This is a genomic window from Marinococcus salis, assembly GCF_054971365.1.
Map to the genome: position 1 here is coordinate 17,838 of NZ_JBQOJB010000011.1, position 24,535 is coordinate 42,372.

At 46.7% G+C, this 24,535-nt stretch carries 23 protein-coding genes; 20 read left to right on the plus strand and 3 right to left on the minus strand.

Annotated features, from left to right (window positions below; all coding sequences use genetic code 11):
* Positions 1-33: 33 nt before the first annotated feature.
* Positions 34-837 carry an alpha/beta hydrolase family protein gene (locus ACTTK6_RS10565; RefSeq protein ID WP_079474246.1) on the minus strand — a complete coding sequence of 268 codons (804 nt, stop codon included), beginning with the start codon at positions 835-837 and terminating at the stop codon, positions 34-36.
* A gap of 249 nt (positions 838-1,086) precedes the next feature.
* Between ACTTK6_RS10565 and ACTTK6_RS10570 the strand changes: the two genes are divergently transcribed.
* Positions 1,087-1,638, plus strand: a complete 552-nt coding sequence (locus tag ACTTK6_RS10570) for a GNAT family N-acetyltransferase (RefSeq protein ID WP_079474247.1) — start codon at positions 1,087-1,089, stop codon at positions 1,636-1,638.
* Positions 1,639-1,711: 73 nt separating this feature from the next.
* Positions 1,712-2,764 (plus strand): C45 family autoproteolytic acyltransferase/hydolase, encoded by a 1,053-nt coding sequence (locus ACTTK6_RS10575; RefSeq protein ID WP_462833406.1) that lies wholly within the window; start codon positions 1,712-1,714, stop codon positions 2,762-2,764.
* Positions 2,765-2,788: 24 nt separating this feature from the next.
* On the opposite strand, the gene ACTTK6_RS10580 is transcribed toward ACTTK6_RS10575, so the two are convergent.
* Complete coding sequence (locus tag ACTTK6_RS10580; protein WP_462833408.1) at positions 2,789-3,574, minus strand: SDR family oxidoreductase; 786 nt, start codon at positions 3,572-3,574, stop codon at positions 2,789-2,791.
* Positions 3,575-3,766: 192 nt separating this feature from the next.
* Between ACTTK6_RS10580 and ACTTK6_RS10585 the strand changes: the two genes are divergently transcribed.
* From ACTTK6_RS10585 to ACTTK6_RS10605, 5 genes are all read left to right on the plus strand, one after another.
* Positions 3,767-4,198, plus strand: coding sequence for a VOC family protein (locus ACTTK6_RS10585; RefSeq protein ID WP_462833410.1), 432 nt, complete (start codon positions 3,767-3,769; stop codon positions 4,196-4,198).
* Between the two features lie 13 nt (positions 4,199-4,211).
* The gene (locus tag ACTTK6_RS10590) at positions 4,212-4,745 is read left to right on the plus strand and encodes a GNAT family N-acetyltransferase (protein ID WP_462833411.1); all 534 of its coding nucleotides are present in this window, start codon (positions 4,212-4,214) and stop codon (positions 4,743-4,745) included.
* A 192-nt stretch (positions 4,746-4,937) separates the two neighbouring features.
* Positions 4,938-5,651: a TraR/DksA C4-type zinc finger protein gene (locus ACTTK6_RS10595; protein WP_079474252.1), complete on the plus strand. Its 714-nt coding sequence runs from the start codon at positions 4,938-4,940 to the stop codon at positions 5,649-5,651.
* 182 nt (positions 5,652-5,833) lie between these two features.
* Positions 5,834-6,271 (plus strand): transposase, encoded by a 438-nt coding sequence (locus ACTTK6_RS10600; protein WP_462833445.1) that lies wholly within the window; start codon positions 5,834-5,836, stop codon positions 6,269-6,271.
* 315 nt (positions 6,272-6,586) lie between these two features.
* A complete protein-coding gene (locus ACTTK6_RS10605; RefSeq protein WP_462833412.1) occupies positions 6,587-7,363 on the plus strand; it encodes a transposase in 777 nt (258 codons plus the stop codon).
* A gap of 68 nt (positions 7,364-7,431) precedes the next feature.
* Here the strand turns inward: ACTTK6_RS10605 and ACTTK6_RS10610 are convergent, their stop codons facing one another.
* Positions 7,432-7,803, minus strand: a complete 372-nt coding sequence (locus tag ACTTK6_RS10610; protein WP_462833414.1) for a DUF2512 family protein — start codon at positions 7,801-7,803, stop codon at positions 7,432-7,434.
* 409 nt (positions 7,804-8,212) lie between these two features.
* On the opposite strand from ACTTK6_RS10610, the gene ACTTK6_RS10615 reads away from it, so the two are divergent.
* The 13 genes from ACTTK6_RS10615 (at position 8,213) to ACTTK6_RS10675 (ending at position 24,527) form a co-directional block, all read left to right on the plus strand.
* A complete protein-coding gene (locus tag ACTTK6_RS10615; protein WP_079474254.1) occupies positions 8,213-9,034 on the plus strand; it encodes an MIP/aquaporin family protein in 822 nt (273 codons plus the stop codon).
* 230 nt (positions 9,035-9,264) lie between these two features.
* The gene (locus ACTTK6_RS10620; protein ID WP_462833415.1) at positions 9,265-10,812 is read left to right on the plus strand and encodes a carboxylesterase/lipase family protein; all 1,548 of its coding nucleotides are present in this window, start codon (positions 9,265-9,267) and stop codon (positions 10,810-10,812) included.
* Positions 10,813-10,910: 98 nt separating this feature from the next.
* Complete coding sequence (locus ACTTK6_RS10625; RefSeq protein WP_462833417.1) at positions 10,911-13,865, plus strand: CDP-glycerol glycerophosphotransferase family protein; 2,955 nt, start codon at positions 10,911-10,913, stop codon at positions 13,863-13,865.
* 292 nt (positions 13,866-14,157) lie between these two features.
* Complete coding sequence (gene tagD / locus ACTTK6_RS10630) at positions 14,158-14,553, plus strand: glycerol-3-phosphate cytidylyltransferase (RefSeq protein WP_079474257.1); 396 nt, start codon at positions 14,158-14,160, stop codon at positions 14,551-14,553.
* Positions 14,554-14,781: 228 nt separating this feature from the next.
* On the plus strand, positions 14,782-16,044 hold the full coding sequence (locus tag ACTTK6_RS10635) for a CDP-glycerol glycerophosphotransferase family protein (RefSeq protein ID WP_462833418.1): 1,263 nt from the start codon (positions 14,782-14,784) through the stop codon (positions 16,042-16,044).
* Between the two features lie 33 nt (positions 16,045-16,077).
* On the plus strand, positions 16,078-16,887 hold the full coding sequence (locus ACTTK6_RS10640; RefSeq protein ID WP_079474259.1) for an ABC transporter permease: 810 nt from the start codon (positions 16,078-16,080) through the stop codon (positions 16,885-16,887).
* 59 nt (positions 16,888-16,946) lie between these two features.
* Positions 16,947-17,753 (plus strand): teichoic acids export ABC transporter ATP-binding subunit TagH, encoded by an 807-nt coding sequence (tagH, locus tag ACTTK6_RS10645; RefSeq protein WP_079474260.1) that lies wholly within the window; start codon positions 16,947-16,949, stop codon positions 17,751-17,753.
* A 93-nt stretch (positions 17,754-17,846) separates the two neighbouring features.
* Entirely contained in the window at positions 17,847-18,434 is a 588-nt protein-coding gene (locus ACTTK6_RS10650) for a GNAT family N-acetyltransferase (protein ID WP_079474261.1), read from the plus strand.
* Between the two features lies 1 nt (position 18,435).
* On the plus strand, positions 18,436-18,867 hold the full coding sequence (locus ACTTK6_RS10655; protein WP_079474262.1) for a UPF0158 family protein: 432 nt from the start codon (positions 18,436-18,438) through the stop codon (positions 18,865-18,867).
* A 14-nt stretch (positions 18,868-18,881) separates the two neighbouring features.
* A complete protein-coding gene (locus tag ACTTK6_RS10660; protein ID WP_462833419.1) occupies positions 18,882-19,817 on the plus strand; it encodes an alpha/beta hydrolase in 936 nt (311 codons plus the stop codon).
* 169 nt (positions 19,818-19,986) lie between these two features.
* Positions 19,987-20,502, plus strand: coding sequence for an excalibur calcium-binding domain-containing protein (locus ACTTK6_RS10665; protein ID WP_462833420.1), 516 nt, complete (start codon positions 19,987-19,989; stop codon positions 20,500-20,502).
* Positions 20,503-20,617: 115 nt separating this feature from the next.
* Positions 20,618-21,553, plus strand: a complete 936-nt coding sequence (locus tag ACTTK6_RS10670; protein ID WP_462833421.1) for an NADP-dependent oxidoreductase — start codon at positions 20,618-20,620, stop codon at positions 21,551-21,553.
* 169 nt (positions 21,554-21,722) lie between these two features.
* On the plus strand, positions 21,723-24,527 hold the full coding sequence (locus tag ACTTK6_RS10675; protein ID WP_462833422.1) for a bifunctional diguanylate cyclase/phosphodiesterase: 2,805 nt from the start codon (positions 21,723-21,725) through the stop codon (positions 24,525-24,527).
* Positions 24,528-24,535 lie beyond the last annotated feature (8 nt).

Consider the following 24,535-nt stretch of genomic DNA (forward strand, 5'->3'; position numbering starts at 1 on the left):
AAAGGTATTGTTGGCGTTTTCCCGTAAATAAATCTATAAAGACAGCATCTCATGGATTTCTTCTTTAATCATGCTCCAGGCCTCTGTCTGGATATCAGTAAGCATAAAATGCTCTGCGTCGGGAAGCTCAAGATACTTGATGGGCCGGTAGCCGATTTTTGCCGCCTGGTTATATTGGGCGCTGATGCCAACAGGTACGTTCACATCGAGCGCTCCGTGCACGAGTATCTGGGGGACATCAATAGGAATCAGGTCAAACGGCGACGTCTCAGTATAGCGCTCAGGAAATTCATCCGGGGAGCCGCCGAGCAGATCTGCGACAGGGTCCATGGGTTCCTGGGCGTTTGTGATTTTGTTGCGGTAATCGTGTATCTCGTGCATGAGGTGCATATCAAGCACACCGGCGAGACTCACAGCCCCGTACATGGATAACGGTTCAGCGAAATGGGATAATTCGCTGGTAGCCGGCAGGAATGGCCGGGCAGCGAGCCACAAGGCGAGCTGTCCCCCTGCGGAATGGCCAATAGAAAATATCCGCCGAACGTCGATAGGGTGAATGGCTGCGAGCTCACGTACGTAGTCTGCAGCCCTGCCAACATCATTAAACGTACCGGGCCAGCCACCTCCTTCATGGCCGATGCGACGGTATTCAATGTTCCATGTGGCGATGCCCTCCCGGGTTAAATCCTCTGCCACGTCCTGAATAATATCAAGGCCGAATGGCTTTTTCCAAAACCCGCCGTGAATAACCACAGCTAAAGGAAAAGGCCCTTCACCTTCCGGAATGCGAAGATCCCCGAATTGTTCTGTATGCTTACCGTAATAAATTCGTTCCATATTTTTCCCTCCTGTTCTCCTTTTATCATACCTGCTTTTGGTACAATAGATAATAGAAAATGCTGAGGAGGAGAGACGTGAGAATAAAAACGTTTTACGCCATAAGCGATAAAGGGCTTGACAGGAGGTGAACGCTTTTCTGGACGACGCAGGCATTGAAGTAACGGATATTCAGTTTGAAATGAATTTCTTTTATTTCAGCGCGATGGTCGTATATCGGGATAACCAGGAAATAAATGGAGGGTAACTATGCAGTCATTAGTAAAAGCAATTGAAGGGGAGCAGCTGTATCTGCGTCCATATACGAAAGAAGAAGTACCAGCTTTGTATGAAGCATTTAACAATAATCAGATTGCCCGCCAGTTTACAGGAACGAATCATATTTATACGCTGGAGGATGTAGAGCGCTACATTGAAGGGGGCGATGCCCACGCAGATGTCCGCCTCGGCATTTTCATGCAGGGAAATGATCAATTAATCGGAGACACTTCGTTTATTGACATCGACACGCCGGCAAGCCGCCAGGCAAGGTTTCAAATGGTCGTTTTTGACGATTATATAGGACAGCGTTTCGGCACAGAAGCAACCAAGCTGATGCTTGAATATGGGTTTGGGAAATTGAATTTCCACCGGATTGAGCTCGAAGTCTTCTCGTTTAACACCCGCGCGATTCATGTATACGAAAAGCTTGGATTTGTGCACGAAGGAATGAAGCGTGAGTGCCGTTACTACGATCATCAGTACTACCACGCTGTGATAATGAGCATACTTGAACAGGAATACCGGGAAAAGTATCGCTAAGCCGCCTGCAGCCAGGCGGTTTTTCACTTTATGAAACCCAGCGGGAAAATAATTATTCAATGAAGGTGACAATGTGAAAGAAATTTACAGTAGCGTGGTGCAGTTTCGCGGCACCCATTACGAATTTGGCAAATACCAGGGAGAACACCTCGCCGGGTCATTGTCTGTCGAAAACCGGGACAAGCAATGGAAAATACGCAAGCCCCGGTTTCAAGTGGACATAAAGGAAACCAAAGAAATGTTTATGAATCTGGCGCCCGGCATCTGGGAAGAGCTTGAAGGTCTGCAGGACGGCTTAAAGTGGGATATGGAAAAAATTATTATGCATTTTTCCGGCTATCGTCTTGAAATACCTAAATCAGGCTGCTCTATTATGACAGGGGATAATTATCTGGTTCGTAATTATGACTATCACCCAAAAACCTACGAGGGCAGGTACACGTTGTTTCAGCCGACGGATCAGGGCTATGCAATGGTTGGCCCTTCGCAGCGGGTAACCGGCCGGATGGACGGAATGAACGAAAAACAGCTTGCAATGGGCTATAATTTTATGCACCGGAAAAAGCCGGGAGATGGATTTATCTGCTCAATGATTGGGCGCCTAATATTAGAGGTGTGTGCTTCTGTGGAGGAAGCTGTCGACATGCTGAAGGAAATACCGCACCGCCACTCGTTCAGCTACGTGGTGCAGGACATGAAGGGAACCTCTCAAGTTGTGGAGGCATCGCCGCGTGGAGTGATTGCACGGGAAGACCATGCATGCACCAACCACTTTGAAAAAATGCCGGAAGAGAACCGTCATTATCTGGTGGACTCAAAAGCCCGCCAGGCGGTGATGAAGCAGGAAAAGCAAACAGCTCCTTCGGCGGAACAAGCGTACCGGCTGCTGAACAATACCGAAGGCGGCGTTTTTTCGGATAATTACCATAGCTGGGCGGGCACCATTCACACATCCGGCTATCTTTTGCGGGAACAAAAAGCGTGGTTCGCGCTCGGAGGCGACCAAAAGCCGTATGAAATCGATTTTTCCCGCTGGCTAAAAGGTGAAGATGTACCTGAGAAGTATATGTACGGCCAGGTGGATACCGGCATGAAGTTTCTTCATATGGACCAGAACGTAAAATAAACCGGCACCTGGCCGGTTTATTTTTTATATACGGGCGTCCCAGTTTTTCTGTTCCTCCTGCTTCATCTGGTCTTCGGCCTCCTGGGGATATGCTGTGCGGAAGGCATGATGATCTGCTTCCACCACTTCGACCATTTTCGCAATCATGTCATCAGGATCAAACTGGCTGTCGAGAATTTGTTCCATTTCGCCGATCGACTTTTCAGGCGTGAAATTTTTCTTAGGATCGTACCATTTCCATTTTTCTTCAAACATCCGGTCATTAAAGCCGGTTTCATACGGACCGGGATTGATGGTTGCTACCTGGACGTTAAATTCTTCAAGCTCTGCCTTCATCGCCTTGGCGATAGCCTCAATGGCATGCTTGGTGGAGGCGTAAGCAGCAAGGTAAGGCATGCCTACTATGCCGGCAATGGAGCTAAGAAAGATTATTTTGCCCCGGCCTTTTTCCACGAATTTTTTTGCGGCGATCTGGGCGTTTTCGAGCGTACTGAATACGTTGGTTTCGAAAATATCGCGAACGCGGTCAACTGGTATTTCAGCTATCGGCCCGCCTTCACCAATGGCTGCGTTTGCAACGAAAATATCGTAGTCATAGTCAGCGACCAGTTCCTGGTCCCGTTTGTTGGTAATATCAAGCTTAATTACTTCAAGATTTACTCCTGCTGCTTCTGCTTCCTCCCGCAGACTGGTAATCTGCGCCATTATCTCGACTGCTGCAATTACGTGGTGGCCCTTTTTAGCCAGCCCAAGTGCTGTGCCGTTTCCAAGCCCTGTACCGGCACCGGTAATAAATATTGTTTTACTCATGAATCGTATGCCCCCTTATGGAAATCATGGTAGTAATGAGCCGTTCCCGTTTGGGTGAAAAGCGAAACGCTCCTTGGGCCGGATACATTGCGGTCAGCTTCAGCTGTGTGAAAGGGAATGCGCAGGCTCCCGGCGAATTACCTACTAAGGGTGTTCAGCACTTATGAAATTTTAATATCGGAGGCTGATTATATGAATAGAATTAATCTGATTACCCTTGGGGTCAGGAACATGACTGTTTCCGTGCAATTTTACCGGGATGGACTCGGCTTTGAAACTAATACAGAAGAGGACGCCCCGGGCATTGTTTTTTTTAATAACGAAGGCACTAAGCTGGCGCTTTATCCACTAAAGGAGCTGGCGAAAGAAACGGGGGAGAAAGTAGAGGACCCGGGCCGGGGTTTTTCAGGAATGACTCTTGCATATAATGCCAAGTCTGTTGAAGAAGTGGATGCCATTATTCAGCAGGCTGCCTCTGCAGGCGGAAGGGTGGCAAAAGAACCGGAATGGGTATTCTGGGGAGGTTATAGTGGTTATTTTAAAGATCCGGATGGTTACATTTGGGAAGCGGCATATGCAGAATTTTGGAAGTTTGATGAGCAGAATATGCTGATTTTAGAATAAAGGAGAAGATAGAATGTTTTCATATAACATTACGGAACGTTTGGAGCTCTTGCTGCTCCAAAAAGAGCATGCAGAAGAGCTGTTTGCCCTGATCGATAACAATCGCCAACACTTAAAAGAATGGATGAATTGGGTGGATCGTGTCCAATCGGTGCATGATACCACCGCCAGCATCGAAAAAACGCTCCAGCAGGCAGCTGAGGGAGGAGGATTCCGAGCAGGTTTAATATTTGATGGAAAGCTGGCGGGCATTATTAATTACCATGAAATAGACTGGGGAAACAAAAAAACAAGCCTCGGCTACTGGCTCGGGAAGGAATATGAAGGAAGAGGCCTCATGACTCAGGCGGTTCAGGCTTTTACAAAGTATGCTTTTAACAGTATGGGCCTGCACCGGGTGGAAATCCGCTGCGCAGAAGAAAATAAAAAAAGCAGGGCTGTCCCCGAAAAACTGGATTTTAAAATGGAAGGGGTCTTAATAGAATCGGAACGCCTCCGGGAAGGCTATGTAAACCAGGTAGTCTATGGGTTGGTCAATGCAGAATAGAACCAGTGAAGTGACTTCCGGGAACTATCGGTGTTTACTTATCGGTGAATCGAGGTAAAAAGGGTAAGCGTCCACTAAGAGAGCAGCGAAACCAGTGCTGTGAGGAAGGCAAAACACTTTTGACGAAAAAAGTATTTTCAACAGAGCCGGTAATCGGGTAAAGAGAGAGTAGAAAATACTGGAGGGATACAAATGATTACGGCAGAACAGGAAAAAACATTAAAAAACCAGCTTTTAGAAATGAAAGAAGAAAATAAAGAAAAAATTGAAGTTGAAGAAACAAGGGACGAAAATAATAATACAGAAACGATCGGTGAACTGTCGGAGTACAGTAACCATCCAGGCGACCAGGGCACCGAACTGCATGAAATGGAAAAAGATGCAGCATTGAACAATCAGGCGCGCGAACAGCTCGAAAATATCGATCATGCCCTTGAAGCAATGAAAAACGGAAATTACGGCAAGTGTGAAATTTGCGGCAGGGAGATTCCATACGAACGGCTTGAAATTGTTCCCGAAACGATGCGGTGTGTAGATCATGCGAGCAGTGACAAACCCGAGCAGGACCACCCGGTGGAAGAAGATGTAGTCAACCCGGGGCCAGAACGTGAGCAGCGGCAGGAGGAAAATGTAGCTTTCGATAAAGAAGATGCGTGGGAAGCAGTAAGTGAGCACAGTACCTCCCAAACGCCGTCCGACGATCCGGAAATGACCGGCTACACAAGTGAACAAGAAGAAGAGGAGGAAGAAGAAGGACGGGTGGAAAAAGTAGAAGACGCCTCCGTTGCCGACATGGAAGGAGAAGATACAGGCAATACCGCCGACCAGAAAGAACAGTGGCAGGGAAGCCGGAATTCTGCTGAAGAAAGAAAAAAACAGGAAAAAAACTCGCAGGACAAAAAATAAAGCAGATAAACCAAGGGGCTGTCCCAAAAATAGGACAGCCCCTTTCCTGTGCGCAAAAAAAGAAAGAAACCATCCTTCGATGATATGGTTAAGTCACGACACTCTCCATACGACAAGGATGATTTCTTATGTTTACCGATGATAACACACAGCGTTTCCCGATTCCAATGCGTTTAGAACCCATGATCCCCGAGGGGGATCTGGTCCGGATCGTCAACGACACCATTGATCGGCTGGCCGAGCGGTTTGCGAGTCCCCAACCTTCTTCGGCGGGACGCCCGGCCTATCCACCTCCAACCATGACCAAAATCGTCATCTATGCCTATGCCCGGGAATGGTATTCGGCCCGGGCGATCGAACAGGCCCTGCAGGAAAATCTCCGCATGATGTGGCTGGCCGGGGGCCGGACGCCCAACTTCCGGACCATCAACCGATTTCGCTCGGAACAGATGCAGGAACGCATCACGCCGCTCTTTCACCACGTGGTTCAGGAACTGCTCGACGAGCAGTTGATCACCGGGGAGCATTATTTTCTGGACGGGACCAAAATCGAAGCGGATGCCAACCGGTATACGTTTGTGTGGCGCAAGTCCACCGTCCGGTATGACCAGCGCCTCTAGGAGAAATTGGCGGTGCTCTGGCAGGAAGTGGCCCCTTTTCTTTCCTTGCCCGACGGGCAGGAACGGATCGACGCCGATACCCTCCGGGCGGTGGCGGTCCAGATGGCCGGACGCCAGGAGAAGGCCGGGCAGCGTCAGGCCGACGCGGCATCTCCCGAGGAGCGCCGGGAAGCTAAAGCCGAGGAAAAGTGGTGGCGAAAGCGTCACCGTCAGATCGAGCGGGATTATCTGCCGCGACTGGTCAAATACGAGCGGTACCTGGCGACCTTCGATGGGCGGAACAGCTTTTCGAAAACCGATCCGGATGCCACGTTTATGCGGATGAAAGACGACCACATGGGGAACGGCCAGCTGAAACCGGGGTACAATATCCAGATGGGCACGGAAAACCAGTACATTGTCGGCTATACGGTGCACCCCAACCCGACGGATACCCGGTGTTTGCTTCCGCATCTGACGATGCTGGATGAGCGGCCCCTCCCGTTTCCGGGCCAAATCATTGCCGATGCCGGGTATGGCAGTGAACCCAACTACCTGACCCTGATCGAGGAAGGCCTTCCGTTTTTGATTCCATACCCACGCATGCGCCGGGAGCAGACCCGGGCCTTTCAGCGGGCCATCCATCCGGTGCAGAACTGGACCTATGACGAACAGAACGACATGTACTGGTGCCCGAACCACCGAAAAGTGCGGTTTCAAGCCTACGAGCGGCGCACCGACCGCTATGGCTACCAGCGGGACTTCAAGCGGTATGAAAGCGAAGACTGCAGCGACTGTCCGTTGAAACCCCAGTGCACCACCACCGAGGGCAACCGGCAGGTTCGCATCAACCCGGTCTATGAAGAGGGCAAGGCGATCGCCCGCCGGGCGTTAACGAGTGACGAGGGAGCATCCACCTATGCCCGGCGCAAGATCGAAGCCGAAAGTGTGTTTGGGCACTTGAAAGCGAACCGCCGCTTTCGCCGGTTTGCCCTCCGGGGCACTGCCAAGGTGACCACGGAATTTGGATTGTTAGCCGTCGCCCATAACCTACGAAAAAAAGCGGAAACCACGAAAAAAGAAGCCGGAGAATCATCTCCAGCTTCCGTTTAAAAGAGCCATCATTCGATTTTTGGGACAGCCCCTTGGTTCATAAGAATGGCCGTTTGGGGACCAAAATATTAATTTACCAGGCTGTTTCCTTTCATGCTCATTATTTTACTGCGCAGGTAATTATGATAAGGGTATTCAAAAGCCCCGACGATAACCCCGGCAATCACAGCTCCTACCCATGTTTCCGCGCTGGTGCCAGTGAAAATCAGAACAGTCAGCAATACTAATACAAATACGAGGCCGATATCTGCAAGCACAGCCGTAGGATTTTTCACACGGGGGATCATCATTAAGTCGCCCCCGTAAGAAAGAAGAGTGAGCACGACAGCTAACAAAACGATAGTCCAGCCGGGCAGAAGTGAAAGTACAGCACCGAGCAGCAGGCCAAGCGAAACAGCCATCGCAACAAACTTAATAAAAAGTGGAAGTAAATGTGGCAAATGGTTCACCTCCTAATATGAGATCAGCCGGAGACTGCAGCGTATAAAAAATAAAAAAACCGGAAAAGAGTAGTCTCTTTTCCGGCTCACGGGTTAGCTTTAATTCCAACCGTTTTCACCGACAGTGTATTCATCTGGGTCTCCAGCTTCATAATATGGTTCTGGTATACTTAATAACCGTTAAACAGTAAAATGAAACGTGACAACCCTCACGTTTTAAATTGACAGCGTTTTCTTTTCGTGCTAAAGTTTTTTTTAAGTTAATAAATTGGGCTGAGTCGAATGAAAGCCGCACACTAATTAGCTCTGCATGGGCAAAGTGTGCGGTTTTTTAGTCGTTTTAAGGCGATGAAACGGCTTTTGATACTTATGTCTGTAAATTACAAACGCTTACAAGGGAGCTGGAAAGATGTCGATATACTTAGCGGAAGTCATCGGTACGATGATACTTATTATTTTTGGCGGAGGAGTTGTGGCAAATGTTAACTTAAACAAATCAAAAGCTGAAGGTGGAGGCTGGATTGTTATAGCGCTTGGCTGGGCGTTTGCTGTAGCAATGGGAGTGTACGCTGTGGGCCAGTTTTCCGGCGCGCATTTGAATCCAGCTGTTACTCTTGGTTTTGCTTCTATTGGTGCTTTCCCGTGGGCGGATGTGCCCGGCTATATCGTGTCTCAAATTATAGGGGCGGGACTTGGCGGAGCCGTTGTCTACTGGCATTTCCTTGGACACTGGAAGGAAACAGAGAACGCTGATGTGAAGCTGGCGGCGTTTTCGACAGACCCAGCGATTCCTAACCGATTTGCGAACTTTTTAAGTGAGTTTATCGCGACAGCCGTATTTTTACTCGTATTAAACAGTATAGGAGCAAACGAGTTCACGGAAGGCCTGAACCCGCTTATTGTCGGTTTTCTTGTAGGTGCTATCGGGCTGTCGCTCGGCGGCACGACTGGTTACGCGATCAACCCGGCCAGGGATTTAGGTCCGCGTATTGCTCACGCCCTGCTGCCTATTGCAGGTAAACGGGATTCCAACTGGCCATACGCCTGGATTCCGGTTGCTGCACCCGCGCTTGGCGGTATTTTTGGCTCACTTGTTTACCGGGCCGGCTTTTTAGGAGAGGGCTATGGCGTACTGGCACTATTCAGTATTGTGGTCCTTATCGTCCTCGGCGCACTCTACACCACGAATAAAAGAGCTACAAAAGTCAGCAATCCGGACGTGAAAAACTAATTACCGTAAACTGCAATCTCCATCCACGGAGCATTGCAGTTTTTTATTGATTGTAGGGGAAAAGAAGCGGAAGTAACAGTAATAAATAAGACAACGATAATTAAAAATTTGTAAAAATATGTAACTACTCATGTGTAACCTGCGGGTTGTTCTGTCGACTAATCCCAGGAAAGGCACGTATTTAGAACCTACAGGATAAGTCCAACGCTTTTAAATATATGGAGGATAAAATGAAAAAATCAAAAGGAAGTGTGCGGCTGCATGCGCCCGCAGGGATTTACGAAGGCTGTTTATACAAACATGTCCAGGAGTATCTAGGAATAAAATACGCAGAAGCGGAGCGGTTCAAAAAACCGGAACGCTTAGGCGGAGCGATGAAAGTATATAATGCAGCAGAGTACGGGCCCGCCTGCCCGCAGTCCGTGGAAGGTCTTAAAAAGGGGAGGGAATCGGAGGACTGCCTGCACTTAAATATTTGGAGACCGGATGAAGAGCCGGGACACCGGCGGCCGGTGATGGTATTTATTCACGGTGGGGGATTTAATAGCGGCTCGAACCGGGAGGCGTTATATGACGGAAAATCTCTGGCTGCCCGGGGAGAAGTCGTAATGGTCAGCATTAATTACCGGCTTGGCATATTTGGCTTTTTGGATGCCGAAAGTATATGCGGGCCGGAAAAAGCCTACATGAAAAATCTCGGCCTGCTTGACCAGATAGAAGCACTCCGGTGGGTGCAGGAAAATATTGAAAGCTTTGGCGGAGATGCCGGTAACGTCACTATCTTCGGAGAATCTGCGGGCAGTATCAGCGTAACAGCGCTTCTTGCAGCTCCTGCTGCCCGGGGGCTTTTTCAGAAAGTAATTGCTCAAAGCGGGGTGATTACCGGGCTTGGCCGTTCGGTTGAGGACGCGGCAAATATTTCCGACCAGCTCATCTATAAGCTCGGCCTGCATTCCATGAATGATATTTGCACCATTCCGGCGGAAAGCCTGGTAAAAACCACTGTTTCATTTGTAAACAAAAACTTCACCTCCAACGGCCCGTACAATGGGTCAAGGATGTTTGCCCCAACGACTGATGGAGAAATTATTCCGTTTGACGTAAAGCGGGCTATTCAGGAAAACGCAGGAAAAGTACAGCTGCTTCACGGCTCAAACGCCAACGAAATGCATTTTTTTAAGCTGTTGATTCCGGAGCTGCGACAGAAACATTCAGTAGCTACATACGTATTATTTTATCTTCGAAAATACGGGCATATGTCAGAGGAAACCACAATGGCGGTTTACCAGGACTATAAGGAAAGATATCCGAAATGGAGCCGCTCGAAGATTTTTATGCAAATGTTTACAGACCGGGCATTCCGCCTTTATCACACGGAACTGAGCGAGCTTTATTCTAAAGCAGGAGGCAAAGTGTACCAGTACCGCTTCAGCGTGGAAGCCCGCTGGTTGAAAGCCTGTCATGGCCTGGAGCTGGGATATTTGTTTAACACAGTTAAAACAGCCTTTTCCTTTCGGAACCGCACGCTGCTCGGAATAAACGAAAACCCGGGGCTCACCCGACGCATGCAGGACGCCTGGGTGCGTTTCGCAAGTGAGGGAAATCCCGGGCACGCTGGAATCCCGGAATGGAAGCAGTATACAAAGGAACGGCCGGAGACGATGATTATTGGGAAGAAGTGGGTGCCTAGGCGTCATGATCATGCGGAGGATGATTTTGCGTGGAAAGCCCGGGTGCCTGAAACATACGCACAGCGTTCCGCTTATAGAAGCTACTAATACGCGTATGCTATACTAATACAAAACGTAATGCGGACTTTCCCAAAGTCCGCATTTTACATAGTACAGATAGTTTGATGACAGAGGAGAGCGTCGAGATGAAAGCCCCAACAATAAAAACGCATTACCGGACACCGGTCCAGCAGTTAAAAAAGAGACAATCCCCGTGGAAGGAAAAGCAGTACAGCTGCCGGGCAAAGGAATGGCTTGGAGATGACTATGGAATAACGATTCGCATTGAAATTGGCAATGACCGGCTGCCAAAGCGTATTGAAGAAGAGTACTCTTTTATTGAATGGGCGTCGGGACCGGAATGGGAAAACCGGATCAGGGTGCCGCTTCGTTTTTTTGCGGCAGATACGCGAAACGGACGGAGTTTTTCGACATTTGAAGGCTTTGTGCCGTACGTCCTGTTCGAGAAGCTGGACACCGCTGTGCCATTTAAAGCCATCGGATTTGCCGTGCTTTCAAGCCGCCAGGAAGGCATTCGTTTTCGTCTGAAAACGGGACGGAGCGGGACGACCTGGCTGCAGAAGGGAACGATTGGTGTAAATGAGAAGGGTTGGCTGTTCAGGCCGGTGGTCAACAAATTTAACAACCTGGAACTGAGGGTTACCAGGCCGTCCGGAAAAAAAGTTAAACTTTTCCCGGCGTACTTGATGGATGTAGAAAAAGTCAGCATCGGGTGGAAGCTGCTCGGTACGGCTCCCAGGCATCTGCTTGAAGCAAACGGCTGGCAGTCAAAGCTTCAGCTGATACTGAAAAAGCGCGGAGAATCCCAGAAATATTACTACCCTGTTGAATGGGAGAGCGATAAATGGTGGTCGGCAGTCGTTGAGCTTGATCCTTCAAGCCATTTCACAGGGGTATGGGATTTTTATATCGCAGATGGCGGTGATAAACCATTATGGAGGCACCGTCTTCATATGCCAGCTAAAGATATAGCAAAAGCATCCAAATGGTATGCCCCGCACTATGAAAAAGGAGCAGTCAGCTTCCGGCTGTACCGCACCCAGAATTATTCAGCTTCAATCATGATTCAGACGGAAAACGTTAAGCTGTATACGGTGCGGGCAAGCTACGAGCAGGGAAGCATTCACTTCCGGGGTACGCTTTACTGGAACCGCTATACTCCGGATGCCTGGCAGCTCGTCTGGAAAAACCGGGACACCAACGAAGAGGCTGTTGTGCCTGTGCATATGTATAAGCTTCATTCCAAACGGGCGCAATACGTCTTTCACGGCGAAGTGATGGATTTATTTAAAAATGAAGCAGGCACAGGGGGGGCGCCCTACCGGCTCGGTCGATCCGATCTCTATCTCCGTGTGAGAAGCGATGAAGAGGATATTGACTACCGGCTGCGTTCCAATAATAGAAAACTTGTGAAAAATACAAAGCACGAATGGTATCATCAGAATAAAATTTATCGTCACCAGTTTTACCGTACAACAAGCAAACGTGTTGCTTTCTCCATTGATGAAATCGATATTGCCAAGGACATTACATCGATGAAGGTAAAGAACGGGAAATTCATTATTGAAGGGCAGGCTCGTTTTACAACACTAACACGTAATCTGCGGCCAAGGCAGCAAGCATCTGTAGTAGTGAAAAACCGGAAAACAAAAGAGGAGCATCACTTTTCTATCAAAAGCCAACACCTGAAAAATAACTGGATACAATTTGAAGCGGAAGCGGCTTTTGAAGATTTTCGGTGGCTCCACAGTGACAAAGCCGTTTTGGATTTGCATATTCGTCTGCATGCCGGGGAATTCATGCACGAACGAAAGCTTGGGAAAAAAGATTTTGTTTATTATAAAGATGAAATTCTGCATTCCTATGTGCTTGAAGAAGGAGAGCAGGCAATTTCCTGGTACGTTACCTACACCCCGAGAGGCAATGTAAAAATTGAAACAATAACATATCCGCGCAGGCAATTTCTAAAGCTGCAGGAGGAAAATGAAAAGATGAAAAAAGCCGGGGCACAATCCAGAGTCTGGGTGGTGGGAGAGCGTCCCGACACCGCGCAGGATACAGGATATCATTTCTTCAAATACTGCCGGACAGCTCATCCCGAAATAGAAGTGTACTATGCTATCGAAAGTGACTCTATGGACCGGGAAGCCGTGGAAGAGCTCGGAAATGTATTGATTATTGGAAGCGATGAGCATGTGGAGGTGTGCCTGCGGGCAACTGCCTTTTTCGGATCGCATGATATCGAATACTTTCTTCCGTTTAAAGGAACATTGATGGAATCCTATCGGCATGGCCTGCGAGTTTTTTTGCAGCACGGTGTTCTTGGGCGCAAGCGTGTAGAATATAACCAGGAATATTATAAATATCCGTTTCATTTATTTTGTGTAAGCTCGAAAAGTGAAAAGAGAATGGTTATGAAAAAAATGCATTACGACGAAGAGACAGTGCAGGTGACGGGCTTGTCGAGGTTTGATAATCTCCTTGAAGGCCCACCGGCAGAGCGGAAAATTGTTTTTATTCCGACCTGGCGGGAGTGGCTGCATTCTAGAGAAGCCTTTCTGGAGTCAGAATATTATCGCCGGTACAAAAGCTTTCTGGAAAATCCGAAGCTGCACCGGTTTTTAGAAAAAAACGATGTCGTGCTGCAGTTTTATCCGCACTACCGCATGCAGCAATATACGGATGCTTTCGATAAAATCAAAAGTGAAAAAATTGAAATAGTTAAACTGGGTAAAAAGACGGTCCAGCAGCTGTTAAAGGAAAGTATGCTGATGATTACTGATTACTCAAGCGTTTCGTTCGATTTCACATATATGCAGAAGCCCGTCATCTATTATCATTTTGATACGAAGCGGTTTTTCCAGGGAGGAAGTCTCCGGCCACTGGAAGAGACTTTTCTTGGGGATGTGGTGCATTCTGAAGAAGAGCTGTTAAAAAGTCTGCGGCGCCATTTAAAACGAGGGTGGGCTGAAAAGAAAGCTGTCAGTGAAAACAGGAGGATGATTTTTAGCTATTCTGACAAACAGAACGCCGCACGCATTTTCCAGGCCGCCAAAGAGCTTGAAAAAGAAAACAGATGACGGAGCGGGGCACGCTTTTCCGTTTTTGAGGGATTCGACTGTTCATAAACTATATTAAAATATCTTTAAATGTGTGAAAAGATGTAAAGCTTGTGCCTTCTGTCACATAGTTTTATAGAAAGTTGGCCCCACTTCCCACGATTAGACGACATGTTTGGCAAGGTATATGTGTTACAATTAACGCGTCAAGTTGATAAATGTAAATTTTTAATGAAGAATTTGTTGAGGAAATTATTTGTGTAGAAGAATAAAATACAGAGTAAAAATTAACGGAATATAGGGGGGCACTACTATGAAAAAAGTATTGACTTACGGCACATTCGATTTGCTTCATTGGGGGCATATTAATCTTCTCCGCAGGGCAAAAGAGCTTGGAGATTATTTGGTGGTAGCAATATCGACAGACGAATTCAATGACTTGAAATCCAAAAAAGCATATTACACGTACGAGCAGCGTAAGCTGATTTTGGAAGCGGTTCGTTATGTAGATGAAGTCATCCCGGAAGAAAACTGGGAGCAGAAAATCGATGATGTGCTCGATCATGACATTACTACATTCGTGATGGGTGATGACTGGCACGGGAAATTCGATTTTCTCCGCCCGTACTGTGAAGTAGTGTATCTGCCGCGTACTGCGGATATTTCAACGACAAAAATTAAACAAGAATTACTGCTCGTAAACTATTAAACTTCACTCAAAAAGGCTTCGCCTTCCTAAGCGGAGAACCTGAGCAGACAGGGAGGGAGAGTTGTTCTCTCCCTTTTTTTGTTGCGATGAAAATTAAACAATGATTTACAAAAACTTAAACCTGTTTTGTAAGTTTGTCGTTTTTGTTAAGCTCTTTTTTGATAGAATGGAAAAGGATATGCTTCAAAGCATCTAAAATATAAACTTTTAAAAAATTGAGGGACGATAATGGCAAAAAAGAAATGGACGAAAAAATATAAAAAGAAATTTAAACGCTCGTGGCAGAATATAAAAAAACGGACAAAGAAGCGATGGAAAAAAATCAAAAGGCTCCGCAACGGTAAAAACTTCTATAAAGCGGTGCTCTCAGTACTAGGAAAGCTTCCCAAAAACGAAAACATCATTGTTTTTGAAAGCTTTTACGGCAAACAGTACAGCTGTAACCCGCGGGCCATTTATGAACAGATGCAGCAGGACTATCCGAAGCTCCGCTTTTACTGGAGCATTGACCACCGTTACAAAAAGCTTTTTGAAGAACGGGGATTAAAAACAATCAAGCGTTTTTCTTTCCGGTGGTTTATTGTGTTGATGCGCGCCCGGTACTGGGTGTTTAACAGCAGACTGCCAAAGTGGATCCCCAAGCCGGATAAAACGGTGTATATTCAAACATGGCACGGCACGCCGCTCAAAAAACTTGCTAAAGACATGAACGAAGTAACCATGCCGGGCACGACGACGGAAAAATACAAACGAAACTTTCTGTTTGAAGCCGGGCGCTGGGACTACCTGGTAGCCCCGAATCCTTACTCCGCCCAAATCTTCCGGAGAGCATTTGAATTCAAGCATAATCTGCTTGAAACTGGTTATCCAAGAAATGACTACCTGCATCATTATTCAAGTGCAGATATGGAGAAGATTAAAGAAAATCTTGGTATCCCGGAAGACAAAAAAGTCATTTTGTATGCTCCGACGTGGAGAGATAATGAATACTACTTTATTGGGAAGTACAAATTCACCCTTTCCATGGATCTTGAGGAAATGAGAACACGTCTTGGAGACGAGTATGTACTGCTGCTGCGCCTGCATTACCTTGTTTCTGACCATCTGGATGTGACCGGATACGAAGATTTCGCAATTGACGCTTCTGCATATGAGGATATTCGGGACCTTTATGTAATCAGTGATGTACTGATTACCGATTATTCCTCGGTGATGTTTGATTATGGCATTTTGAAACGCCCGATGATATTTTATACGTACGATATCGACAGCTACCGCGACAAGCTGCGCGGCTTCTATTTTGATTTTGAACAGGAAGCACCGGGACCGCTTGTCATGAATACCGAAGAAATTATTGAAGAGGTTAAAAACAGTGGCACTATCCGCGAACGTTACCATAAAGAAGTGGCCGATTTTGAAAAGCAATTCAATCAATGGGAAGACGGTTATGCTGCCAAACGCGTAGTGGAAAAAGTGTTCAACGCAAATTAACTAGTTGGGCAGAGGATAAAAGAGGGAAACGATATGAATGCAGTACTAACCGTAGCGAAAGAATTATGGACGAGCATTCCGCTGATCAACCGGCTGGCGGTGTATGAAACAAAAATTAAAAACAAAAGTAATTATCTTGGTTCATTCTGGGAAATCATCAGTCCGCTTCTGTTTATCGCTATTTACTGGTTTGCTTTTGGCTACGGCATCCGTCAGCGGAGCGATGTTGATGGTATTCCTTTTCTGACGTGGATGCTTGCGGGCATTATACTATGGTTTTTTATCCAGCCGGGAGTAACTAATGGATCAAAAGCTATCTTTTCAAAGATTAAAATGATTTCCAAAATGAACTTTCCGACGAGCATCATCCCGGCCTATGTAGTAATCTCAAGACTCTTTCCGCATTTGGCGCTGCTTGCGATTACGATCGTTTACATGCAGTTTGCCGGGCACCCGATCAGCATTTACTACCTGCAGATCCCGTATTTTCTTGTGGCAGCTATTATGCTTGTCATCAGCGTGGTAATGATCACCTCCACGCTCACAGTGATTGTCCGGGATTTCCAAGTGTTTATCCAATCTTCCATCCGGGTGTTTTTGTATTTAACCCCGATACTGTGGCCGATGGACAACCGTCTGCCTGACTGGCTGATTCCTGTGATGAAAATCAATCCTATGTATTATCTCGTGGAGGGGTACCGGGCGAGCTTCTTTTACGGGGAATGGTATTTCATCACCAACGCCAGCTATACGCTGTATTTCTGGGCGCTGGTTTTCGTGCTTTTCAGTATTGGCGCCGTACTGCACGTGCGTTTCCGCCGGCATTTTGTGGATTTTCTGTAAGCTGGCCGGGCAGATGGTTTTACAAAATACACAACGAGGATAGAGACGGGGGAAAGCAAATGAAAAAATCCGTCGTAGTGAAAAATGTCTCAAAAAAATACAAGCTGTATGATACGCACGCCGAGCGGTTGAAGGATCTTCTTCTGCCAAAAAGCTACGGCGAAGAATTTTACGCGCTCCATAACGTTTCATTTAAGGCAGATAAAGGGGATATTATTGGACTCGTGGGGGTTAACGGGTCCGGAAAATCAACTCTTTCCAACATTATTGCCGGAACTATTCCGCCGACGAAGGGGTCAGTAAAAACGAACGGGGAAGCCGCGATGATTTCCGTTTCCACCGGCTTGAACGGAAAGCTGTCAGGACGGGAAAACATTGAGCTGAAATGCCTGATGCTCGGTTTTTCCAAGCGGCAGATCCGGCAAATGGAGCCCGACATTATTGAATTCTCCGAACTTGAACAGTTCATTGACCAGCCGGTGAAATCATATTCGAGCGGGATGAAGTCGAGACTTGGCTTTGCTATTTCAATTACTGTTAATCCTGATATTTTTATTGTAGATGAAGCTTTATCGGTAGGAGACAAAGCCTTTGCACAAAAATGCCTGGATAAAATGCATGAATTCGAGCAGCGCGGCAAAACCATGTTTTTTGTCAGTCATTCACTGACACAGATGAAAGAATTCTGCAATAAAGTAATTTGGCTTGAATTTGGCGAAATAAGGGCGGAAGGAGAAGCTTCTGAAATTTTAAAACAATATGAAGCTTTCTTAAAAGAATATAATGCTTTTACCCCGAAAGAAAAAAAAGCGTTCCGGAACCAGGGGTTTGAAAAGCAAAGCGCTGTCCGGGCAGTGACCGAGTAAGCAGCATCCCGAGGGGTGCTGCTTTTCACTTTGGGCTAAAGGCTTAGAATGATATGATGAATATATCTCATTAAAGGAAATGGAGCTAATACATTGCGTTTGACAGGTGAGCAGTTTGAGCTGGAATTGCTGGAAGAAAAACATACGGAGTCGTTGTTTAAGATTGCTTCAGAGCCGTCCAATTGGACATACATGACGAGAAAGATGCATAATGAACAGGATATGAAGCTAATTGTTCAAGAGGCTCTTAAGCTGCATCAGCAGGGAGATACAGAGCCGTTTATTGTAAGGCGGAAAAAGGACGGGGCAATTGTCGGATCAACCAGGCTGTATGATATCTCCATGCCCCGGAAAACAGCTGAGATTGGTTCTACGTATTACAGTGAAAGCGTGCGTTCCACCGGCGTGAACACGGAGTGTAAATATTTACTTCTCACATATGCGTTTGAAACTCTGGGGGTTGTTCGTGTACAGTTTAAAACAGATGAACAAAACAAAGCCGCCAGGAAAGCCATTCAAAAACTGGGCGCTTCCGAGGAGGGCATTCTGCGCAATGAGCGTATGCTGCCGGACGGGCGTGTGCGCAATGCGGCAGTTTACAGCATTATAAAAGAGGAATGGCCCGAGGTAAAAACGAAATTAACGGAAAGCATTGAAATCAAGAAAAAGGGGCACGAATAACATGGCATTGATGGACGATTTAGTAGAAGCATACCTACAGCAGTTTGATGAGTTCATGTTCGTTTTGGATAAAAAGCTTGGGCTCGTCTTTGTAGAAACGGTTTCTGAAGACACGCCGCTTTCCTGGAGTTCGGAGGAGAGCGCCAACCTAGTGGCAATTCCGACGATTACGAAAGCAGAAAGTACGCGTCTGATGCAGGAATTTGCTTCAAAACAGCCGGACGATAAAGAAAATACGCTGCAAAAAGCTTTGGAGGAAGAGGACCGGTTTTTATCTTTCGAAAAAAAGATTGAAGAATTCGGGCTCGAAAGCGAGTGGGAACAGTTCGAACGGGACAATGCCAAAAAATATGTCCAGGACTGGCTGCAGCTGCTTCAGCTCGATTATGATGAGCTGAATGAAAAACATGCGATCCATGCAACAGAAGAGTAAGCGGGGCGGATAATATGGCTGTACATGAAGAACTGCAGGCAATTCTGGAAGAACAGGAAAGCATGATGCAGATACACGAATTGACTCCGGTGGAAGCCCGGGGCCAGTTTAACGACAGCATTGATGTTATAACTTCACATGTAAACGTTGATGAAGCCGGCGGTCTCCGGGATGTGATGACCACGGGGGAATACGGTGAGATCCCGCTTCGGATTTACTATCCTGATACGGAAATGGATCGCTACCCAACCATGGTTTATTATCATGGCGGTGGGTTTGTGATTGGAAATATTGGCACCCACGACCATATCTGCAGGACTATCGCTAAAGAGTCGGACTGCGCGGTTGTGAGCGTGGACTACCGGCTTGCACCTGAGCATCCGTTTCCGGCAGCGCCAGAGGATGCGTACAATGCATTATTGTGGCTGGTGGAAAACGCTGAGCCGCATAATCTGGATGCGGAAAGAATCGCTTTGGCCGGAGACAGTGCCGGCGGTAACCTGGCGGCTGTAACTGCTATACGGGTACTGCAGGAAGACGGCCCTAAAATCGCTTCCCTGCTGCTCTTTTATCCAAGCGTCAGCGGGGAGCATGATTTTCCGTCGGTTGATATGTTTGCCGGTGGGTACGGTTTGTCGCTCCGGGACCTGGAGTGGTTTATGGAACAGTACGCTGATGGGGAAGACGAAGATAACCCGCATCTTGCCCCGCTGGCCTTTGAACGTCTTGGTGAACTTCCGCCTACGCATATCGTTACTGCAGAAAATGATGTACTGCGGGATGAAGGAGAGGCGTTTGCCAAAGCCATTGATCAAAAGGGCGGACAGGTCAGCCTGCGCCGGGCAGAAGGCATGATTCACGGTTTCCTGCATTGGACACGGGCCTTCCCCGAGGTGGATGAAGAGCTTCACGCTGCGTTAGAGCCGGTGAAAGACATTCTCGCGGAATGAATAAAAATTGAAAAGAGACCCCTCCTGTGTAAATTCCGCAGGAGGGATTTTTGTATTATATGTAAATCAAATTTACATATAATACAAAAAAATATTGTTATTTCACAAATTATTGCCTAAGATAATAGTAGGGGGATAGGTATATGTACTTAAATAAGGAGGAATTTGTGTGTCAAAAAAATGGCTAGTGAGTCTATTCAGCGCAGGGGTAATTTCATTGGGGATTTCCGCGCCGGCAGCAGCGGTAGAAGATAAGGATTGCGATCCGGACTTCCCTACTCAAGCAGAAGCAGAACAATATTGGGATGAAATGGGGTATAGTGCCAATAATGATCCGGAAAGATTAGACCGTGATGGAGACGGCATTCCATGTGAAGATGGTTCCAACGGCGGCACTACTAATACCGATGATGACACTACAGAAGATACCACTTCTACTACAGAAGAAAACATGACAGAAGAAGAAACCTCTTCCTCCGACGAAGGAACTACAGAAGAAACGACTACTGAAGAAGAAGCTGCTTCCACAGAAGCTTCCGATGAAAATATGACTGAAGAATCTGCAGAAGAAGGCGGCGAAATGCCGGAAACAGCTACAAATCAACCAGCCTGGGCCCTGGCGGGAACAGCAGTCGCCGGACTGGGAGCTCTTTTACTTGTACGCAGGCGGATAACGTCCCACTAATTACTATCGCATATCCTGTTCCCTGACCGCTGCGCCTTGAGGTGCGGCGGTTTTTTATTACGTGTTTTATTTAAAGAAGTAAAAGGTATGAGGAATGTAGGAGAGGAGGCTCATAATGAAAGCAATTGTAATCGAACAGTACGGAAGCGCCGAAGAACTAGTGGAAAGAGAAATGGAAGCGGAAATTCCCCGGGACAAACAGGTGCTCGTGGATGTATATGCAACGTCCATCAACCCGATCGACTGGAAACTTCGGGAAGGTTACATGAAAGATGATATTCCTTTCGAATTTCCTATTATTTTAGGATGGGACGTAGCAGGGGTCGTCCGCACAGTTGGAAAAGACGTAACCTCCTTTGGACCCGGGGATAGAGTGTTTGCACGGCCAAAATTGACGGCACGCGGTACTTATGCAGAACAGACAGTGGTGGATGAGGACCTATTAGTAGCCATTCCCGAGCCAATGTCCTACGAAGAGGCAGCGGGCATTCCACTCGCCGGAATGACGGCGCAGCAATGCCTTCTCGAATTTGGAGAAATCACTCAAAACAGTAAAGTCCTTATTCAGGGAGGTTCCGGTGGTGTCGGCCATTTTGCGATACAGGTGGCTAAAGATACGGGCGCCTATGTCGCAGCTACAGCAAGCGCAAAAAACCAGGAATTCTTAAAACAGATGGGTGCCGATGTGGCGATCAATTATGAAGAAGAAAATGTGGTGGATGTAATTTCAGACTATGATATGGTATTAGATACAGTAGGAGAAAGTGTGCACGAGGAAAGCTTCCAGGTGCTCCGTCCCGGTGGAAGACTTGCTTCGATAGCTGCGCCGCCTTCCCAGGAAAAAGCAGAAGAAGCTGGAGTTACTGCCCAGTTCGTATGGCTGCAGGAAGAAGGCGAAAAGCTCCAACGCTTAACTTCACTGTATAATAAAGGCGCTTTGCAGGTGGAAATCAACAGCAGGCACAAATTTTCAGAAAAAGGGCTGCGATCTGCACATAAAGAGAGCGAAGCAGGCCGTGCTCGTGGTAAAATAGTCATTAAGGTCCGCTAGAGATCTATGAGGCGTATTCTTTTCCTCCGGGAAATGAAACGTCTTCTACATAACAGGGGAATAGCAGAGAAAAATAGGACTTTAATAAAGAAAAAAATTTCCTGCTATTGAAATATTAGTGCATAATAAAGGTAAAGCTTTTGAATCATCGACAGACAGGGGCGATTCGATGTCAAACGGACAACACAATCGTTATACGCGTCTTGCTAGGATTACACGACTGATCAATGCCAATTTAGACATTAAAACACTCCTTGAACACGTCGTAACAGCTATATCAGAAGAAATTATCCAATGCGATGCGGTTGGTATTTATCTCCCGGAGGATGGAGAGCGCTACAGAGGTTACGTCAGCAAGCCGGAAGTACTGAGCGGTATGACTATAGACCTGCATGTAGTTGATCCTCAGGTGGACCACCTGGCCCGTGAAGTAATCAGCTCAAGGCAGTCGATCTATATTGCTGATACGTCCAAAGATAACAGACCCGATGCCAGAACGATCGATTTCTTTCAGATCCGGTCGATGCTTACAGTTCCGATTTCTCACGGGGACGAATTATTCGGGCTCGTATATTTGTTTGATTACGGGGTCCCAATGAATTTAACAGAATCTGAAATAGAAACAGTGGAAGCATATGTACGCATGGCTGCGGTAGCGATTCGTAACAGCCAGGCGATGCATAACATTGAAGAACTCCTGCACGAAAAACAGACGCTCATCGAAGTGATGGAACAGCTCGCACATTCACAGACGTCTGACTCAGCGATTGATGTTTGTTTTAATCATATAGGTGATGAGCTTCATAATCACAATGTGAGTCTGCATATCATTGATCCCGTTTCTAAAGAAACAGTTATGCCTTCAAAGCTCAGCCGTAAAAGCGATTTCGAACAGAATGAATGGTTAAACATTCACGAACGTATGCAGATGGACCAGACGAACGACGAGCTTTTCCAACAGGTAGTTCAAACAAAGCAATCGTTATTTGTAGAGGATGTGGCCCAGGAGAACAGAATATTTCAGGAAATCTGTGACGTTTTTAACATCAAGAGTATTTTTATGGTGCCAATGATTTCTGTCGGCCGGGTACTCGGCGTTATCGTTGTCGCCCACCTCGGTGAAAAGCCGGCCCGGTATACAAAAGCCCAGCAGCGCCGGGTGGAGTCAGTTGTCAATGCGACTGCACCTGTACTCATTCATTTATACAACCTTGAAAGCCAGGAAAGCATCATTGCACGCCGGACAGAAGAAATACAAAGTAAAAATGAAGAGCTTCAGCGGCTGATTTTAGAAATGCGCAAGGTCAATACAGAAAAAGAATTGATCATGAATACGGTAGATGAAGGGATTATCGGTTTTTCGATGGAAGGCACTGTCATGTTTTCCAATGAAGCCGCCGAACACATGCTTGAAACAGACACCCAATTATTCCACAGCATTCAGTCCTATGAAGAGATTCTTGATCATATAGAAAATGAAGAAGAAGCTCTTTCTGATGTTTTCGCTTCTTATCTGAATTCAGATTCCATTCAGCCAGTGAGCGGGGAAGCATATATGAGTCATCCTGAAAAAGGGCTGGTAACACTTGAATACACTATTTCGAGCCAGATTGAAGAAGGCGCAGTAGTCGGGTATGTACTGACAGTCAGGGACGTAACGGTGCGAAAAGAAATGGAGCAGCGCATTGAGTACTACGCTTACTACGACGGTACCACCGGCCTGCCCAACCGGATGCTCGTTCATGACCGTCTGAGCCAGACGCTCCGGGAAGCCAAAGAGCACGACCAGGAAATGGCCGTATTGTTTCTCGATCTGGATCGTTTTAAACAAATTAATGATCGTTTCGGCCATGCCGGTGGAGATGAATTATTAACTGAAGTTGCCTACCGTCTCCAGGAAATGGTGAGCGGAGCTGCCACTGTTGCCCGCCAGGGAGGAGACGAATTTATTTTAATTCTTCCCCGGTTGGATAACATGGCCCAGGCTACGACTACTGCAGAACATATTCTGCGTGTGTTCCGCAATCCGTTTTACCTTGAAGGAGAAGAAGTGTATGTGAAACCGAGTATTGGTATCAGCTTCTTTCCACTTGATGGACAATTGGCAGATGACTTAATTCAGAACGCCAATTCGGCAATGCATAAAGCAAAGGAAATGAACGGCAATACGTACCGGGCGTTTTCTTCCGAGCAAATGGGACCAGATATGAAAAAAATCCGGCTTGAAAATGATTTATACCGGGCACAGGAAAATAATGAGCTTGAATTATTTTACCAGCCTCAGGTCCGTTTAAGTAAAAACATTGTCACAGGGGTAGAAGCACTTGTGCGATGGAATCATCCCGTCTACGGAAAAATCCCTCCTTCGGAATTCATTCCGATAGCTGAGGATACTGGCTTAATTACGTCTATCGGCGAATGGATTTTAAATGAGGCGTGTTCTCAGGCAAAAAGCTGGCATGACCAGGGACTTTGCAGTCTTCGGGTGGCGGTAAACATTTCCGCGCAGCAATTTCAGCGGGAAAGCCTGGTGGAGACTGTGAAAGAAGTGCTTGCCCGCACAGGGCTAGAACCAGAATTTTTAGAAATTGAAATTACGGAAAATACGCTGCTGCTGAATACGGAAGAAACAGTTACAACAATGAGAAGGCTTAAAAGCATCGGTGTCCGCATTTCGATAGACGATTTTGGTACCGGTTACTGCTCGTTGCAGTACCTCCGGGAATTTCCAATTGATACGCTGAAAATTGATAAAGTATTTATTGATGACATTAAAACGGAAAACAGCTCCGCCCCTATTACAACTACGATTATTGCTCTTGCTCACAGCCTCGGCCTTCATGTGATTGCTGAAGGGGTTGAAACGCTTGAACAGCAGAAATTCCTGCAGGCAAATAAATGTGATTTAGTTCAAGGTTTCCTGTATAGTAAACCAATACAGGCAAGTAAAATTCCTGAATTTTGTAATAACTAGTAAAAATT